General features: G+C 71.0%; 18 protein-coding genes. 13 read left to right on the top strand and 5 right to left on the bottom strand.

What is annotated here, in order from left to right:
- Positions 1–245 precede the first annotated feature (245 nt).
- From ybaK to ACWCRB_RS38025, 4 genes are all read right to left on the bottom strand, one after another.
- Entirely contained in the window at positions 246–749 is a 504-nt protein-coding gene (ybaK, locus tag ACWCRB_RS38040; protein ID WP_451000417.1) for a Cys-tRNA(Pro) deacylase, read from the bottom strand.
- Between the two features lie 19 nt (positions 750–768).
- Positions 769–1,509, bottom strand: coding sequence for an LON peptidase substrate-binding domain-containing protein (locus ACWCRB_RS38035; RefSeq protein ID WP_451000416.1), 741 nt, complete (start codon positions 1,507–1,509; stop codon positions 769–771).
- An 11-nt stretch (positions 1,510–1,520) separates the two neighbouring features.
- Positions 1,521–2,597, bottom strand: coding sequence for a hypothetical protein (locus ACWCRB_RS38030; protein WP_451000415.1), 1,077 nt, complete (start codon positions 2,595–2,597; stop codon positions 1,521–1,523).
- A 95-nt stretch (positions 2,598–2,692) separates the two neighbouring features.
- Positions 2,693–4,291: an oxidoreductase gene (locus ACWCRB_RS38025; protein WP_451000414.1), complete on the bottom strand. Its 1,599-nt coding sequence runs from the start codon at positions 4,289–4,291 to the stop codon at positions 2,693–2,695.
- A 218-nt stretch (positions 4,292–4,509) separates the two neighbouring features.
- On the opposite strand from ACWCRB_RS38025, the gene hisD reads away from it, so the two are divergent.
- The 8 genes from hisD to hisF are packed head-to-tail and all read left to right on the top strand — an operon-like array spanning position 4,510 to position 10,251.
- Positions 4,510–5,835 (top strand): histidinol dehydrogenase, encoded by a 1,326-nt coding sequence (gene hisD, locus ACWCRB_RS38020; RefSeq protein ID WP_451000413.1) that lies wholly within the window; start codon positions 4,510–4,512, stop codon positions 5,833–5,835.
- Positions 5,832–6,941, top strand: coding sequence for a histidinol-phosphate transaminase (locus tag ACWCRB_RS38015; protein ID WP_451000412.1), 1,110 nt, complete (start codon positions 5,832–5,834; stop codon positions 6,939–6,941). Before hisD ends, ACWCRB_RS38015 begins: the two co-directional genes overlap by 4 nt.
- Entirely contained in the window at positions 6,938–7,531 is a 594-nt protein-coding gene (gene hisB / locus ACWCRB_RS38010; RefSeq protein ID WP_105975738.1) for an imidazoleglycerol-phosphate dehydratase HisB, read from the top strand. The genes ACWCRB_RS38015 and hisB overlap by 4 nt, the downstream gene beginning before the upstream one ends.
- A gap of 3 nt (positions 7,532–7,534) precedes the next feature.
- The gene (locus ACWCRB_RS38005; RefSeq protein ID WP_369035095.1) at positions 7,535–7,699 is read left to right on the top strand and encodes a hypothetical protein; all 165 of its coding nucleotides are present in this window, start codon (positions 7,535–7,537) and stop codon (positions 7,697–7,699) included.
- Positions 7,690–8,349: an imidazole glycerol phosphate synthase subunit HisH gene (gene hisH / locus ACWCRB_RS38000; protein ID WP_389350360.1), complete on the top strand. Its 660-nt coding sequence runs from the start codon at positions 7,690–7,692 to the stop codon at positions 8,347–8,349. Before ACWCRB_RS38005 ends, hisH begins: the two co-directional genes overlap by 10 nt.
- A complete protein-coding gene (priA, locus tag ACWCRB_RS37995) occupies positions 8,349–9,089 on the top strand; it encodes a bifunctional 1-(5-phosphoribosyl)-5-((5-phosphoribosylamino)methylideneamino)imidazole-4-carboxamide isomerase/phosphoribosylanthranilate isomerase PriA (RefSeq protein WP_451000411.1) in 741 nt (246 codons plus the stop codon). The genes hisH and priA overlap by 1 nt, the downstream gene beginning before the upstream one ends.
- Entirely contained in the window at positions 9,086–9,499 is a 414-nt protein-coding gene (locus tag ACWCRB_RS37990) for a RidA family protein (RefSeq protein WP_451000410.1), read from the top strand. Before priA ends, ACWCRB_RS37990 begins: the two co-directional genes overlap by 4 nt.
- Positions 9,496–10,251 carry an imidazole glycerol phosphate synthase subunit HisF gene (gene hisF / locus ACWCRB_RS37985; RefSeq protein WP_451000409.1) on the top strand — a complete coding sequence of 252 codons (756 nt, stop codon included), beginning with the start codon at positions 9,496–9,498 and terminating at the stop codon, positions 10,249–10,251. The genes ACWCRB_RS37990 and hisF overlap by 4 nt, the downstream gene beginning before the upstream one ends.
- A 74-nt stretch (positions 10,252–10,325) precedes the next feature.
- On the opposite strand, the gene ACWCRB_RS37980 is transcribed toward hisF, so the two are convergent.
- On the bottom strand, positions 10,326–10,961 hold the full coding sequence (locus tag ACWCRB_RS37980) for a TIGR03085 family metal-binding protein (protein ID WP_451000408.1): 636 nt from the start codon (positions 10,959–10,961) through the stop codon (positions 10,326–10,328).
- Between the two features lie 83 nt (positions 10,962–11,044).
- On the opposite strand from ACWCRB_RS37980, the gene hisI reads away from it, so the two are divergent.
- From hisI to ACWCRB_RS37955, 5 genes are all read left to right on the top strand, one after another.
- On the top strand, positions 11,045–11,449 hold the full coding sequence (hisI, locus tag ACWCRB_RS37975) for a phosphoribosyl-AMP cyclohydrolase (protein ID WP_389350113.1): 405 nt from the start codon (positions 11,045–11,047) through the stop codon (positions 11,447–11,449).
- Positions 11,450–11,460: 11 nt separating this feature from the next.
- The gene (locus tag ACWCRB_RS37970; protein WP_451000407.1) at positions 11,461–12,939 is read left to right on the top strand and encodes an anthranilate synthase component I; all 1,479 of its coding nucleotides are present in this window, start codon (positions 11,461–11,463) and stop codon (positions 12,937–12,939) included.
- A gap of 83 nt (positions 12,940–13,022) precedes the next feature.
- Positions 13,023–13,670, top strand: coding sequence for a TIGR02234 family membrane protein (locus tag ACWCRB_RS37965; RefSeq protein ID WP_451000406.1), 648 nt, complete (start codon positions 13,023–13,025; stop codon positions 13,668–13,670).
- A gap of 212 nt (positions 13,671–13,882) precedes the next feature.
- Positions 13,883–14,125: an HGxxPAAW family protein gene (locus ACWCRB_RS37960; protein ID WP_451000405.1), complete on the top strand. Its 243-nt coding sequence runs from the start codon at positions 13,883–13,885 to the stop codon at positions 14,123–14,125.
- A gap of 84 nt (positions 14,126–14,209) precedes the next feature.
- On the top strand, positions 14,210–14,659 hold the full coding sequence (locus ACWCRB_RS37955; RefSeq protein WP_451000404.1) for a DUF2752 domain-containing protein: 450 nt from the start codon (positions 14,210–14,212) through the stop codon (positions 14,657–14,659).
- Positions 14,660–14,682 lie beyond the last annotated feature (23 nt).

The following is a 14,682-nucleotide window of genomic DNA, read 5'->3' as shown; positions in this document are numbered from 1 at the left end:
CGTCCTCAAACGCCGGACGGGCTGAAAGATCCAGCCCCTCCGGCGTTTGAGGAGCGGGGGTTCGGGGGCGGAGCCCCCGAGGATGGGACGGGTAGGGGCGGCGGGGGCGAAGAAACGGTCGGCCGGTGCCTACGCCGGGCGGTGGCCGTGGTTTGAGCGGCCCTTTTTTGTGCGCCACTTGCGCTTGCGTGTTTTTTTCGACATGTCCATCCTGCTTAGTCCGGCAGGGGGCCTTCGTCGAGGGGTTACGCGCGGGCGATCGGGGCTCGTACCGCCTGGGTGAGGGTGGTGAGGTCCGTGGGGGACAGTTCGACCTCCAGGCCGCGGCGGCCCGCAGAGACGCAGATCGTGTCGTGGGCGTCCGCCGAGGTGTCCAGGACCGTGCGGAGTTTTTTGCGCTGGCCCAAGGGGGAGATGCCGCCCCGGACGTAGCCCGTCGTGCGTTCCGCCAGGGTCGGGTCCGCCATTGATGCGCGTTTGCCCGACACCGCCGTCGCCAGCGCCTTCAGGTCCAGCTGGCCGGCCACCGGGACCACCGCGACCGTCAGTACCCCGTCCACGTCCGCCACCAGCGTCTTGAAGACACGCTCCGGCGACACCCCCATCGCCTCGGCGGCCTCCTCGCCGTACGAGGGATGCGCGGGGTCGTGCTCGTACGCGTGCACCTTGTACGGGACGCCCGCCGCCGTCAGCGCCACCGTCGCCGGTGTGCCGCCCGATTGTTGTTCCTTCTTCGGCTTCTTCGCCATTTCCGGATCCTGCTCCCCCTCAGTTGAGACTCGTCGGGCCGCGTGTCAGGTCCGACGCCGGCAGTGACGGGAGGTTGCGGATGATCGCCGTCTCCGTGCGCAGGAGCGTCAATTCCTCGCGGAGGCGGGACGCCGTGTCCGGGGCCTGGAGCAGGCGCTGCTTGGACGGGGTGTCCAGCATCATCGCCGCCGCCACCAGATACGACACGACCGCCGGTTCGTCGGGGAGCTCGGCGCCCGTCGACAGGGAGCGTTCCCGCGCGCCCGCCAGGCGCTTCTGGTACTGACGGAAGGCCCTCAGGACGCCCTCTGCCAGCGCGCCCGCCTCGTCGCCGGGGGATTCCGCCAGCTCCTCCAGTTCCGCCGTCAGGAACGCGCCCGACGCCTCCACCGACACCAGCCGGACCCGGGTCGTGCCGGTGGCCAGGACCTCGAAGGTGCCGTCCGGGCGTTCCCTGATCGTCGCCGCGTCGGCCACGCAGCCCACGGAGTGGAACGCCTTGAGCAGGTCGTCGCCGAAGCCCGCCGCGGGCCCGCGTTCGGGCACCGCCGTCCGGTCGGGCATGCCCTGCGCGCTGGGTGCCACCTCGTGGCCGTCCCGGATCGTCACGACGGCGAACCGGCGCGGTTCGTCCTCGGGGGTCTTCAGGAGTTCGCGCATCATGGCGCGATAACGCTCCTCGAAGATGTTCAGCGGGAGGACGAGTCCCGGGAACAGCACCGAGTTGAGCGGGAAGAGTGGCAGCCGGACGGTGGTCACGACGGGAAAGCCTAATGGTCGCCGGAGTGTGCGCGTCCGCCGTGCTCACTCCGTGGATGACCGGCGCAGGCCGCACAGCGGGCGGCGGGCGCGTTCCGGCGGATCTCCTCGCGTGCTTCGAGGAACCTGCCGAGGGGGTCGTCCGAGAACCGGTCCCATGGGAACGAGGTGGCGTACGGGCCGGTCAGACGCAGTTGGAGCAGGGCTTCCTGCCAGCGGTCGAGGCCGATCAGGACGTATGTCAGCAGGTTGCGGAGTTCGGCCGGGCGGGGATCGGCCGCCGGGAGCGTCGCCGACAGGGCGATCGCCGTGTCCGCCGCCGCGTCCAGACGGGCCCGGTCCACCACCGTCCTGCCGTCGCCCTCGGTCAGATAGGCGAAGGCCGCGCGCAGCGGCAGGGCCTGGACGAGCGAGCCGGGCGGGGCGTCCTGCGCGGCCCACTCGGCGAAGTCGAGGCACTCGCGGTGCGAGCCGCGCCCGCCCGCGGACCGGAAGGGGCCCGTGGACAGGTATTGGAGCGCCGCCACATGGCAGCCGTAGTGGTGCGGGGAACGGCGTACGGCCTCGCCCCAGAGCCGTTCGAACTCGTCGTGGCCCGCGTCGCTGCCCCGGGCGCGGTCCAGTGCGATGCGCCAGGGCACCGGGTCGCGCGGGTCGCCCGCCGCGGCCGCCTCGACCAACGGGCCGGTCTGGAGCAGGAGTTCGGCCCGTGCGGGGGACTCCCAGGCGTGGACCACCGCCAGCTCGGCCGCGACCAGCAGCGCGTCCGGGTCGTCGGGGGCGGCGACGCGCCAGGACGTGAACCACTCGGCGCGGAAGTGCGCGAACGCGGCCAGCCGGACCACGTACCGGTCCCGGTTCTCCCAGTCGGCCGTGGCGCGGGTGGCGGCCAGTAGTTCGGCCGCCGGGCCGTACTCGCCCTGGCCCGCCGCGACCAGCGCGGGGCCGAGCCGGGCATCGGGCGCGTCGAGGAGTACCTCGTCATCGGCGGGCAGTCCGGCGGTGGCGAGGCGAGGAGACGGCGGAGTGTTCCGTTCCGCCCTGGTGGCACGGAGGAACGCACGCAGCGAAGCCATGGTGTCGACCATTGAAAGGCGCAGGTCGGGACCGCGCCAGCCCAAATGCGCACCCTGTTTTTAGTTGTACGGCCGACGGTCAAGAAATGGCAAAAGATGAACCGGGCTCAGTTTCTGCGCAGCGTCCGGGTCGCCCCCGCCGCCACCGTCGTCGCCAGAATCCAGCCCACCATGATGATCGCCGCTGACAGCCACTGCCAGCCGCCGCGCAGCTGCCAGAAGCCGACCTGGCCCAGATCGATCACCGGGAGCAGCAGGTCGAGGGCGAACAGGGAGGGGTTCCACGGCGGGTGCTCCCCGCTCTTCAGCGGCGGATGGCTCGCGTGCGAGAACGCCACCGAGGTCGCCGCCCACAGCACCGCCATCCATACGGCGGCCCGGCCGGGCCGGTATCCGTAGGCCACCGTCCAGTCCTGCACGTACCCCCACAGCTTCGCCGCCGGCGGCAGGGTCTCGCGGCGGCGGCGCTGCTTGGCGAGCAGCACCTCGCGCGCGTCCTCGTCCTCGCCGCCGTTGCGCAGCACGGTGGCCAGCCGCTCGTACGGCTCCGGGCTGTACTCGGCGGTCGCCGCCGCCACCCACGCCAGCCGCTCCGCCGGCGGGAACGGCCCCTGCGGTACGAGGTTCTCGTACCCGAAGCCGCCCATGTGCAGGTTGCCCGGTCCCGGCCAACTGCCCGCCCGGTCCACGAGGTTGACGACCTTCGCGCCCGACAGCACCACCTTGCCGCGCTCCGGCCGCTCCCCGAGGAAGCGCAGCTCGGGCGTCTGCACCCGGCGCAGCGACAGCTCCTGCTCGTCCGTGAAGGTCAGACGGGCCCGCTCCAGGTCGACGGAGTCACCGAACCGGCCGTCGTCCAGCCGGATCCCGCCCTGGCACTCGAAGCGCTGGATGCGGGTCCCGCGCGCGGGGGTCGTGCCGCTGGTCAGGATCGGGTTCCAGACGCCCGCAGGGGTCAGATACAGCGTGCGGCCCACGGTCAGCTGCGGGGCGTTGAGCGCGAGCCGCCCGTAGGGGTTGGCCAGCCGGCTGCCGCGCAGGCTCAGCGAGACGCCGATCGTCGCCCCGCGCAGGCTCAGCTCGCCGTGCGACTCCAGCATCTCGGCCTGGAGGTCCTGGCCGACGCTCATGCCGTCCCCGGCGATCGAGCGCCCGCGCCGGTCCCGGTAGACGACGGCCTGGTTGAGCAGCAGATCCGTACCGATGTGCGCGTCGGTGAGCCGCGCGCCGTTGTGGAAGCGGCAGCGGGGGAGATGCAGATCGCCCTCGGTGTGCACCCGGGCCGCCTCAAGGCGGGGCACCGAGCAGTCCACCAGCCGTACGGTCGTGAAGCGGGCCTCCGGCAGGAGGACCTCCTTCTCGAAACGGCAGCCCTTCAGCTCGACGTACGGCACGACCGTGCCGCCCGCCAGGTCCAGCGTGCCGCTGATCTGCACGCCGGTGAGCTTCAGGGACGACACGCGCCCGGCGAGCGCGGGCGGGCCGTCGAGGAGCAGCCAGCACACGATGCGCGCCCGCACCGTCCGGTCGGCGCCCCAGGGATGGCCGCCGTGTGGATCGTCGACGACGGTGTCGCCACTGCTCAGGTCGTACACGCTGCCGTTGCGGAAGGACTGCCACATCCCGATCTCGGCGGCGCTCAGACCGTCCGGCGGATCCCCCGTGTTCCCCGCGCCCCCCGCGCGGATGCCGTCACCCTCGGTCACGACTTTTTCCCACTCCTCCCCGTGTCATCAAGTGTTACCTGCGAGTTTCGTACAGCCGTTCTGCCCGCTCAGTAACTCTCTGAACTCAAAACGTGAAGGTGATCTTCCAAGTTCCCGAGGATTTCGCATGGGGTTCGGCCGGCGCGAACCGCAACGCTCTGTATCAGCCACTGATACACGCGGACGGCGCCCGATCGGCGTCTGAGAGAATTGACGGCGTGATCTCCCGAATCGATCTGCGCGGCGACGCCCTCCCTGAGGGACCCGCCCTGCGCGACCTGCTGCCCCGAGCCGACTTCGACGTCTCGGCCGCCCTGGAGAAGGTGCGTCCGATCTGCGAGGCCGTGCATCATCGGGGCGACGCGGCGCTGATCGACTTCGCCGAGAAGTTCGACGGGGTGCGGCTGGAATCCGTACGGGTCCCCGCGCGCGCGATCACCGACGCGCTGGAGGCGCTCGACCCGACCGTCCGCGCGGCCCTGGAGGAGTCCATCCGCCGCGCCCGTCTCGTCCACCGCGAGCAGCGCCGGACGACGCACACGACCCAGGTCGCACCTGGCGGCACGGTCACCGAGAAGTGGGTCCCTGTGGACCGCGTCGGGCTGTATGCGCCAGGCGGCCGGTCCGTGTACCCGTCCTCCGTGATCATGAACGTCGTGCCCGCGCAGGAAGCCGGGGTCGAGTCGATCGCCCTCGCCTCCCCGGCCCAGGCCGAGTTCGACGGACTCCCGCACCCCACGATCCTCGCCGCCTGCGCCCTGCTCGGCGTCGACGAGGTGTACGCGGCCGGTGGCGCGACCGCCGTCGCGATGTTCGCGTACGGCACCGAGTCCTGCGCGCCCGCCAACATGGTGACCGGCCCCGGCAACATCTGGGTCGCCGCCGCCAAGCGGTACTTCGCCGGGAAGATCGGCATCGACACCGAGGCCGGTCCGACCGAGATCGCGATCCTCGCCGACGACACCGCCGACCCGGTGCACGTCGCCGCCGACCTGATCAGTCAGGCCGAGCACGACCCGCTCGCCGCCGCCGTCCTCGTCACGGACTCCGTGGCGCTCGCGGACGCGGTCGAGAAGGAGCTGGAGCCGCAGGTCGCGGCCACCAGGCACATCGAGGACCGGGTGGCCCCGGCGCTGGCCGGCAGGCAGTCCGCGATCGTCGTCGTCGACGGCGTGGAGGAGGGGCTGCGGGTCGTCGACGCGTACGGCGCCGAGCACTTGGAGATCCAGACCGCGAACGCGGCGGCCGTCGCCGACCGGGTGCGCAACGCCGGCGCGATCTTCGTCGGACCCTGGTCGCCGGTCTCCCTCGGCGACTACGCGGCCGGGTCCAACCACGTCCTGCCGACCGGCGGCTGCGCCTGCCACTCCTCCGGTCTCTCCGTCCAGTCCTTCCTGCGCGGCATCCACATCGTCGACTACACGCGGGACGCGCTGGCCGACGTGGCGCATCACGTGGTGACGCTGGCGGAGGCGGAGGATCTGCCGGCCCACGGGGCGGCGATCAAGGCGAGGTTCGAATGGAAGGTTCCCCAGAGCAAGTGACCGGCATCGACGATCTTCCCGTACGGGACGAACTGCGCGGCAAGTCCCCGTACGGCGCGCCCCAACTCGACGTCCCCGTACGGCTGAACACCAACGAGAACCCCTACCCGCTGCCCGAACCGCTCGTCGAGCGGATCGCCGAGCGGGTGCGCGAGGCGGCCCGGAACCTCAACCGCTACCCCGACCGGGACGCCGTGGAGCTGCGCACGCAGCTCGCCAAGTACCTGACGGACACCTCGGGGCACGAGGTCGGCCTCGCCAACGTCTGGGCCGCCAACGGCTCCAACGAGGTCATCCAGCAGCTCCTCCAGACCTTCGGCGGGCCCGGCCGTACCGCCATCGGCTTCGAGCCCTCGTACTCGATGCACGGCCTCATCGCGCGCGGGACGGGCACCGGCTGGATCTCAGGCCCCCGGAACGACGACTTCACGATCGACCTCGCGGCGGCCGAGCAGGCCATCGCCGAGCACCGGCCCGACGTCGTGTTCATCACCACGCCCAACAACCCGACCGGAAACGCGGTCCCGCGCGAGACGGTCCTCGCGCTGTACGAGGCCGCGCAGACCGCCAAGCCGTCCATGGTCGTGGTCGACGAGGCGTACATCGAGTTCAGCCACGGCGACTCGCTGCTTCCGCTGCTCGAAGGACGGCCGAATCTCGTCGTCTCCCGCACGATGTCCAAGGCGTTCGGGGCGGCGGGCCTGCGCCTCGGCTATCTCGCCGCGCACCCGGCTGTCGTCGACGCCGTACAGCTCGTACGGCTGCCCTACCACCTGTCGGCCGTGGCCCAGGCGACCGCCCTGGCCGCCCTGGAGCACACCGACACGCTGCTGAAGTACGTCGAGCAGCTCAAGACCGAGCGGGACCGGCTGGTCGTCGAACTGCGCGCCATCGGCTTCGACGTCACCGAGTCCGACGCCAACTTCGTGCAGTTCGGCACCTTTGCCGACTCGCACACCGCCTGGCAGCACATCCTCGACCGGGGCGTCCTGGTCCGGGACAACGGCGTACCGGGATGGCTGCGCGTGACCGCCGGAACCCCCGCCGAAAACGACGCGTTCCTCGACGCGGTACGAGACCTCAAGAAGGAGCAGGACGAGTCATGAGCCGCGTCGGACGCGTGGAGCGCACCACCAAGGAGACGTCGGTCCTCGTCGAGATCGATCTCGACGGCACCGGCAAGGTCGAGGTGTCGACGGGAGTCGGCTTCTACGACCACATGCTCGACCAGCTCGGCCGGCACGGTCTGTTCGACCTCACGGTGAAGACCGAGGGCGACCTGCACATCGACTCGCACCACACCATCGAGGACACCGCCCTCGCCCTCGGCGCCGCCTTCAAGCAGGCCCTCGGCGACAAGGTGGGCATCTACCGCTTCGGGAACTGCACGGTCCCCCTGGACGAGTCCCTCGCCCAGGTCACCGTCGACCTGTCCGGCCGCCCCTACCTCGTGCACACCGAGCCCGAGAAGATGGCGCCGATGATCGGCGAGTACGACACCACGATGACCCGGCACATCCTGGAGTCCTTCGTCGCCCAGGCCCAGATCGCGCTGCACGTGCACGTGCCCTACGGGCGCAACGCCCACCACATCGTGGAGTGCCAGTTCAAGGCCCTCGCGCGGGCCCTGCGGTACGCCTCCGAGCGCGACCCGCGCGCGGTGGGCATCCTCCCCTCCACGAAGGGCGCCCTGTAAGCCATGAGCGGCCTCTCCACCGTACTGATCGTCGTCGGGCTCTTCCTGGCCGGCGGGGTCTACTCCTTCGCCAAGCAGAAGATGCCGGCGAGCCTCATCGTGTTGCTGTCGATAGGCGCCGGGATGTGTCTCGTCGCCGGCGTGCTGAGGCTGGAGGTCTGGAATTGAGTAGCTCCGGCAAGAAACGGCAACGAGTGGTCGTCTTCGACTACGGCTTCGGCAATGTCCGCTCCGCCGAACGCGCTCTCGCGCGCGCGGGCGCCGACGTCGAGATAACGCGTGACTTCGACAAGGCCATGAACGCGGACGGGCTGCTGGTGCCCGGCGTCGGCGCCTTCGCCGCCTGTATGCGCGGACTCAAGGAGGCGCGCGGCGACTGGATCGTCGGGCGCCGACTGGCCGGCGGCCGTCCCGTGATGGGCATCTGCGTGGGCATGCAGATCCTGTTCGCACGCGGTATCGAACACGGCGTCGAGACCGAGGGCCTCGACGAGTGGCCCGGCTCGGTCGAGCCGCTCCAGGCCGACATCGTGCCCCACATGGGCTGGAACACCGTCGAGGCACCGGCGGACTCCCAGCTCTTCGCGGGCCTGGACGCCGACGCGCGCTACTACTTCGTCCACTCGTACGCCGTCCACGACTGGTCCCTGGAGATCACGAACCCGCTGATGCGCGCCCCCGGGGTCACCTGGTCGACACACGGCAAGCCCTTCGTGGCGGCCGTCGAGAACGGCGCCCTGTGGGCCACCCAGTTCCACCCCGAGAAGTCCGGCGACGCCGGAGCGCAGCTGCTGAACAACTGGATCGGAACCCTCTGATGTCCCCGAAGACTTCCGCGAAGCTCGAACTCCTCCCCGCCGTCGACGTCCGCGACGGCCAGGCCGTCCGCCTCGTGCACGGCGAGTCCGGCACGGAGACCTCGTACGGCTCCCCCCTGGAGGCCGCCCTCGCCTGGCAGCGCTCGGGCGCCGAATGGCTGCACCTGGTCGACCTGGACGCGGCCTTCGGCACCGGCGACAACCGGAAGCTGATCGCCGAGGTCGCCGGCGCGATGGACATCAAGGTGGAGCTGTCCGGCGGCATCCGCGACGACGACACGCTGGCCGCCGCCCTGGCGACGGGCTGCACGCGCGTGAACCTCGGTACGGCCGCCCTGGAGACCCCCGAGTGGGTCGCCAAGGTCATCGCCGAGCACGGAGACAAGATCGCGGTCGGCCTGGACGTACGCGGAACCACCCTCCGCGGACGCGGCTGGACCCGCGACGGCGGTGACCTCTACGAGACGCTGGAGCGGCTCAACGGCGAGGGCTGCGCGCGCTATGTCGTGACCGACATCGCCAAGGACGGCACGCTCCAGGGCCCCAACCTGGAGCTGCTGCGCAACGTCTGCGCGGCGACCGACCGCCCGGTCGTGGCCTCCGGCGGCGTGTCGTCCCTGGACGACCTGCGGGCCATCGCCGAACTGGTGCCGCTCGGTGTCGAGGGCTCCATCGTCGGGAAGGCCCTCTACGCGAAGGCGTTCACCCTGGAAGAGGCCCTGGAGGCGGTGGCCAAGTGAGTGACGTACGGCGTGTCACGACCGGTGCCCCCTGGGAGGAGGCCTTCGGCTACTCCCGCGCGGTGGAGCTGCCCAATGGTCTGGTGCTGGTCTCCGGCTGCACGTCCATCGTGGACGGCGAGATCGCCGGAGGCGGCCCGTACGAGCAGACGATCAACTCCTTCAACGTCGCGTTCGCGGCGCTGGAGCAGCTCGGGCTCGGCCGTGACGACGTCGTGCGTACCCGCATGTACATCACCCACGCGCGGGACGTGGACGACGTCGGACGCGCTCACAAGGAGCTGTTCGACGCCGTCCGGCCCGCCGCATCCATGATCATCGTCTCCGGCCTCGTGGACCCCAGCCTGGTCGTCGAGGTCGAGGTGGAGGCGTTCCGCCCCGGCGGAGAACACGGAGAAGCCGCAGCATGACCCTTGCCGTGCGAGTCATCCCCTGCCTGGACGTGGACAACGGCCGGGTCGTCAAGGGCGTCAACTTCCAGAACCTGCGCGACGCGGGCGACCCCGTCGAGATGGCCAAGGTGTACGACGCCGAGGGCGCCGACGAACTGACGTTCCTGGACATCACCGCGTCGTCCGGCAACCGTGAGACGACGTACGACGTGGTCCGGCGCACCGCCGAGCAGGTGTTCATCCCGCTCACCGTGGGTGGCGGGGTGCGCGCGGCCGAGGACGTCGACAAGCTGCTGCGGGCGGGCGCCGACAAGGTGGGCGTCAATACGGCCGCCATCGCGCGGCCGGACCTGATCCGGGAGATCGCCGAGCGGTTCGGGCGGCAGGTGCTGGTGCTGTCCGTGGACGCGCGCCGTACCGAGTCCGGGTCCTTCGAGGTCACCACCCACGGCGGTCGTCGCGGTACCGGGATCGACGCCGTCGAGTGGGCGCACCAGGCCGCTGAACTGGGCGCCGGGGAGATTCTGCTCAACTCGATGGACGCGGACGGGACGAAGGACGGGTACGACATCGAGATGATCGAGGCCGTACGTAAGCACGTGCGCGTGCCGTTGATCGCCAGTGGGGGAGCGGGGCGGCTTGCGGACTTTCCGCCTGCTGTCGCGGCGGGGGCGGATGCTGTTCTGGCTGCCTCTGTTTTCCACTTTGGGGATTTGCGGATCGGGCAGGTGAAGGATGTGTTGCGTGGTGCTGGGCATCCTGTTCGTTGACGGGTAGTCCTTTGGCTGCGGGTCCGCTGTGGCTGGTCGCGCAGTTCCCCGCGCCCCTAAAAGCGGGGCGCGTCTTAGATGCCCAGTTGCTTTGATTCGTGAAGCTTTGTGATCGCTTCCTTGTCGCCCTCTAGTTCTACGTCTGCGGCGTTCTGGCGGCCGTACGCGAACAGGAGCAGCTCTGACGGCTCGCCTGTCACCGTGACCACCGGGACGCCTCGGTGGGCTACCGCCGTGCGGCCGTCCGGGCGGCGCAGTACCAGGCCTGTGGGGGCGCTGCGGCCCGTCAGGCGGGCCGTGCGTTCCAGGCGGGACCAGAGGGCGTCCTGGAAGACCGGGTCCAGCTCGCGGGGTGTCCAGTCGGGCTGTGCGCGGCGCACGTCCTCGGTGTGGACGTAGAACTCTATGGTGTTCGCCGCCTCGTCGATCTGCTTCAGGGAGAACGGCGAGAAACGCGGTGGACCCGTACGGATCAGCTGGATCAGCTCCTCGTAGGGCTTCTCGGCGAACTCCGTCATCACCCGCTCCAGCCGGGGCGCGAGCTGTTTGATCCAGGTTCCCCCGACGGCGTCCGCGCGGCGCTCGCGCACCACCACGTGCGCGGCGAGATCACGGGTGTTCCAGCCCTCGCACAGGGTGGGGGCGTCCGGACCCGCGGTTTCCAACAGGTCGGCGAGGAGAAGTCGTTCACGCTTCGCATGGGTCGACATGTCTGCAAGCCTACGACCGTCCACGAGGTCCGCCCAGTGGACACCCCGCCGGGACTGTCAGTGGGGCGCGGCACAATGGGCCCATGACCAGCAGCACGCCCCCCAGTCCCCTGGCCCCGGAGATCGCCGCGCGCCTCAAGCGCGGCGCCGACGGGCTCGTCCCCGCGATCGCCCAGCAGTACGACACCGGTGAGGTGCTCATGCTCGGCTGGATGGACGACGAGGCGCTGCACCGCACGCTGACCACCGGCCGCTGCACCTACTGGTCGCGCAGCCGCCAGGAGTACTGGGTCAAGGGCGACACCTCCGGCCACTTCCAGCACGTGAAGTCCGTCGCCCTCGACTGCGACGCCGACACCGTGCTCGTCAAGGTCGACCAGGTGGGTGCCGCCTGCCACACCGGCGCGCGGACCTGCTTCGACGCCGACGTCCTGCTCGACGTGTCGTTCGAGGACGCCGATTCCGGCGTACTCCCGCAGGGTCAGTAAGGTCAGCCGCCATGGACCTCGAGACCTTCCGCAAGCTGGCCACCGACCGGCGCGTCATCCCCGTCACCCGCAAGCTCCTCGCCGACGGCGACACCCCGGTCGCGCTCTACCGCAAGCTCGCCGCCGAACGCCCCGGCACCTTCCTGCTGGAGTCCGCCGAGAACGGTCTCTCCTGGTCCCGCTACTCCTTCGTGGGCGTCCGCTCCAGCGCCACCCTCACCGCGCGCGACGGCGAGGCCCACTGGCTCGGCACCCCGCCCGTCGGCGTCCCCGTCGACGGCGACCCGCTCGCCGCCCTGCGCGCCACCATCGAGGCCCTCCACACGCCCCACCAGGAGGGCCTGCCGCCCTTCACCGGAGGCATGGTCGGCTACCTCGGGTACGACATCGTGCGCCGCCTGGAGAAGATCGGCCCCGGCGAGCGGGACGACCTCAAGCTGCCCGAGCTGACCATGCTGCTCACCAGCGACCTGGCCGTCATGGACCACTGGGAGGGCTCGGTCCTGCTGATCGCCAACGCGATCAACCACAACGACCTCGACACCGGCGTCGACGAGTCCTACGCCGACGCCGTGGCCCGTCTCGACGCCATGCAGGCCGACCTCGCGCGCGCGGTCTCCCAGCCGCCCGCCGTGCTCCCGCCCTCCGAACTCCCCGAGTACACGGCCCTGTGGGGCGGCCCCGACTACCAGGTCGCCGTCGAGGACATCAAGGAGCGCATCCGCGCGGGGGAGGCCTTCCAGGTCGTCCCCTCCCAGCGCTTCGAGACGCCGTGCACGGCAAGCGCGCTGGACGTGTACAGGGTGCTGCGGGCCACCAATCCCTCCCCCTACATGTACCTGTTCCGCTTCGACGGGTTCGACGTCGTCGGCTCGTCCCCCGAGGCCCTCGTCAAGGTCGAGGACGGCCGCGCCATGGTCCACCCCATCGCCGGCACCCGGCACCGCGGGGCGACCCCGCAGGAGGACCAGGCACTCGCCGAGGAACTCCTCGCCGACCCCAAGGAGCGCGCCGAGCACCTCATGCTCGTCGACCTCGGACGCAACGACCTCGGGCGCGTGTGCGAACCCGGCTCCGTCGAGGTCGTCGACTTCATGTCCGTCGAGCGGTACTCGCACGTCATGCACATCGTCTCGACCGTCACCGGCCGGGTGGCGGCGGGCCGCACCGCCTTCGACGTCCTGACGGCCTGCTTCCCGGCCGGCACGCTCTCCGGGGCGCCCAAGCCGCGCGCGATGCAGATCATCGACGAACTGGAGCCGTCCAGGCGGGGGTTGTACGGCGGCGCCGTCGGCTACCTCGACTTCGCGGGCGACTCCGACACCGCCATCGCCATCCGCACGGCCCTGCTGCGGGGCGGCACGGCGTATGTCCAGGCCGGCGCCGGCATCGTCGCCGACTCCGACCCGGTCTCGGAGGACAACGAGTGCCGCAACAAGGCGGCGGCGGTCCTGCGCGCCGTCCACACGGCGAACCGGCTCGGACAGTAGGGCCTTTCCGCTGACAAGGTCCCACCAATGGGGCGCTTCTCACGCGGGCCCCGGGTGCCGGTTCACCCGGGGTTGGGGCGATAGTGGGGTACGTGACAGCCGTACCAGTACCTTCCCCGCGTTCCGAAGCCCCCCTCCCCGGCCGGGCCGGCCGGCTCAGCCTCGCCGTCGCCCTGTCGGCCGGTGCGCTGGGCGCGGCCGTCGCGCTGCTCGCCACCCGCCAGCGCTGGTCGGAGGGCACCGCGACGGTCGCCGGCGGCGCCTTCCCGCTGACCGCCAGCGGCAGCGACGTCACGGGCGTGCCCGCGGCCCTCGCGATAGTGGGTCTCGCCGCGCTCGTCGCCGTCTTCGCCGTCCGCCGCTCCGGCCGCCTCCTGGTCGCCGCGCTGCTCGCGCTGTCCGGCGCCGGTACGGTCGCCGCGGCCGTCCTCGGCGCCTCCGACAGCTCCGCGCTCGACGAGAAGGCCGCCCAGGCCAGCGGGGACACGGCGGCCACCGTGAACACCCTCAGCCATACGGCGTGGCCGTACGCGGCGGCCGTCGGCGGTGCGCTGATCCTGCTCGCGGGGCTTCTGGCGCTGCGGTACGGGCGTCTGTGGCCGGCCATGTCCGGGCGGTACGAGCGTGGGGGTGCGCCGCGTCCGCGGCGGCGGGCGACGGCGGTGGATCCCGACCGGCCCGAGGAGATCTGGAAAGCGCTGGACCGGGGTGAGGACCCCACCGGCGCGTAGCGCTCCGCTGGAAGGGCGGTGCGTTGTCTGCGGGTCCGTTGTGGCTGGTCGCGCAGTTCCTCGCGCCCCTGAGGGGCGCTCCGGCCGGGGCGACTCGCTGGCGTGACCCCCGGGGTTCTGCACCCGCGCGCGTGCGGGACAATGGGCGACGAGCTTCCGGCTCACCACGTCCTGCATTCAACAACCAGCAACTCAGCAACGAGGAGCAAGTCATGGCGGGCAGCAGCCACGGTCACACTTTGGCCGCCTGGACCGGCGTCACCATCTCCATCATCGGCTTCTGTGTAGCGGGAGCCTTCATGGTGATGGCCGAGCCGCTGGGCTTCTGGGCCGGCATGGTGCTCTCGGTCCTCGGCGGTGTCGTCGGCTGGATCATGGCCGCGATGGGCCTCGGCAAGCAGAAGACGGCCCGAGAGGTCGCGTCGACGCGTGAACCGGCGGGCGCCGAGAGCTGAATCCCGTATTCGAGGACTGGCAGGGGCGGCACGGCGACGACGCCGGGGCCGCCTCTGGCGCGTGTACACCCCGCAGGGGGCAGAATGCGTGGGGTGAACACCGAGCGGGCTCAGCAAGGCGTGCCCTCGGGCGCCGGTGCCGTCCTGGGGAGGGTGGCCGTGCCCGCCGGGGTGCTCGCGGCCGTCGCCGGGGCCTTCGCGTACGTCGGGACGGTCGACCCCAACGAACCCGGGCACTACCCCGTCTGCCCGCTCCTGCGCCTGACCGGCGTGTACTGCCCCGGCTGCGGAGGTCTGCGCAGCGCCTACGCCTTCGTGCACGGGGACTGGGTGACGGCCCTCGGGGCCAACGCGCTCGCCGTGGCGGGATACCTGGCCTTCGCCGTCGTATGGACCGTCTGGGTGGTCCGTGCGGTACGCGGACGGCCGATGCGGATCGATCTCGGGCCGGTGCACCTGTGGAGCCTGGGGACGTTGTTGCTGGTCTTCACGGTTGTCCGGAACCTGCCGTTCGGTGGCTGGCTCCACCCTTGATCAAATGATGAATGTCCAGGTAG

It is taken from the genome of Streptomyces sp. NPDC002156, assembly GCF_053593675.1.
This window is presented reverse-complemented; position numbering and strand designations above follow the sequence as displayed.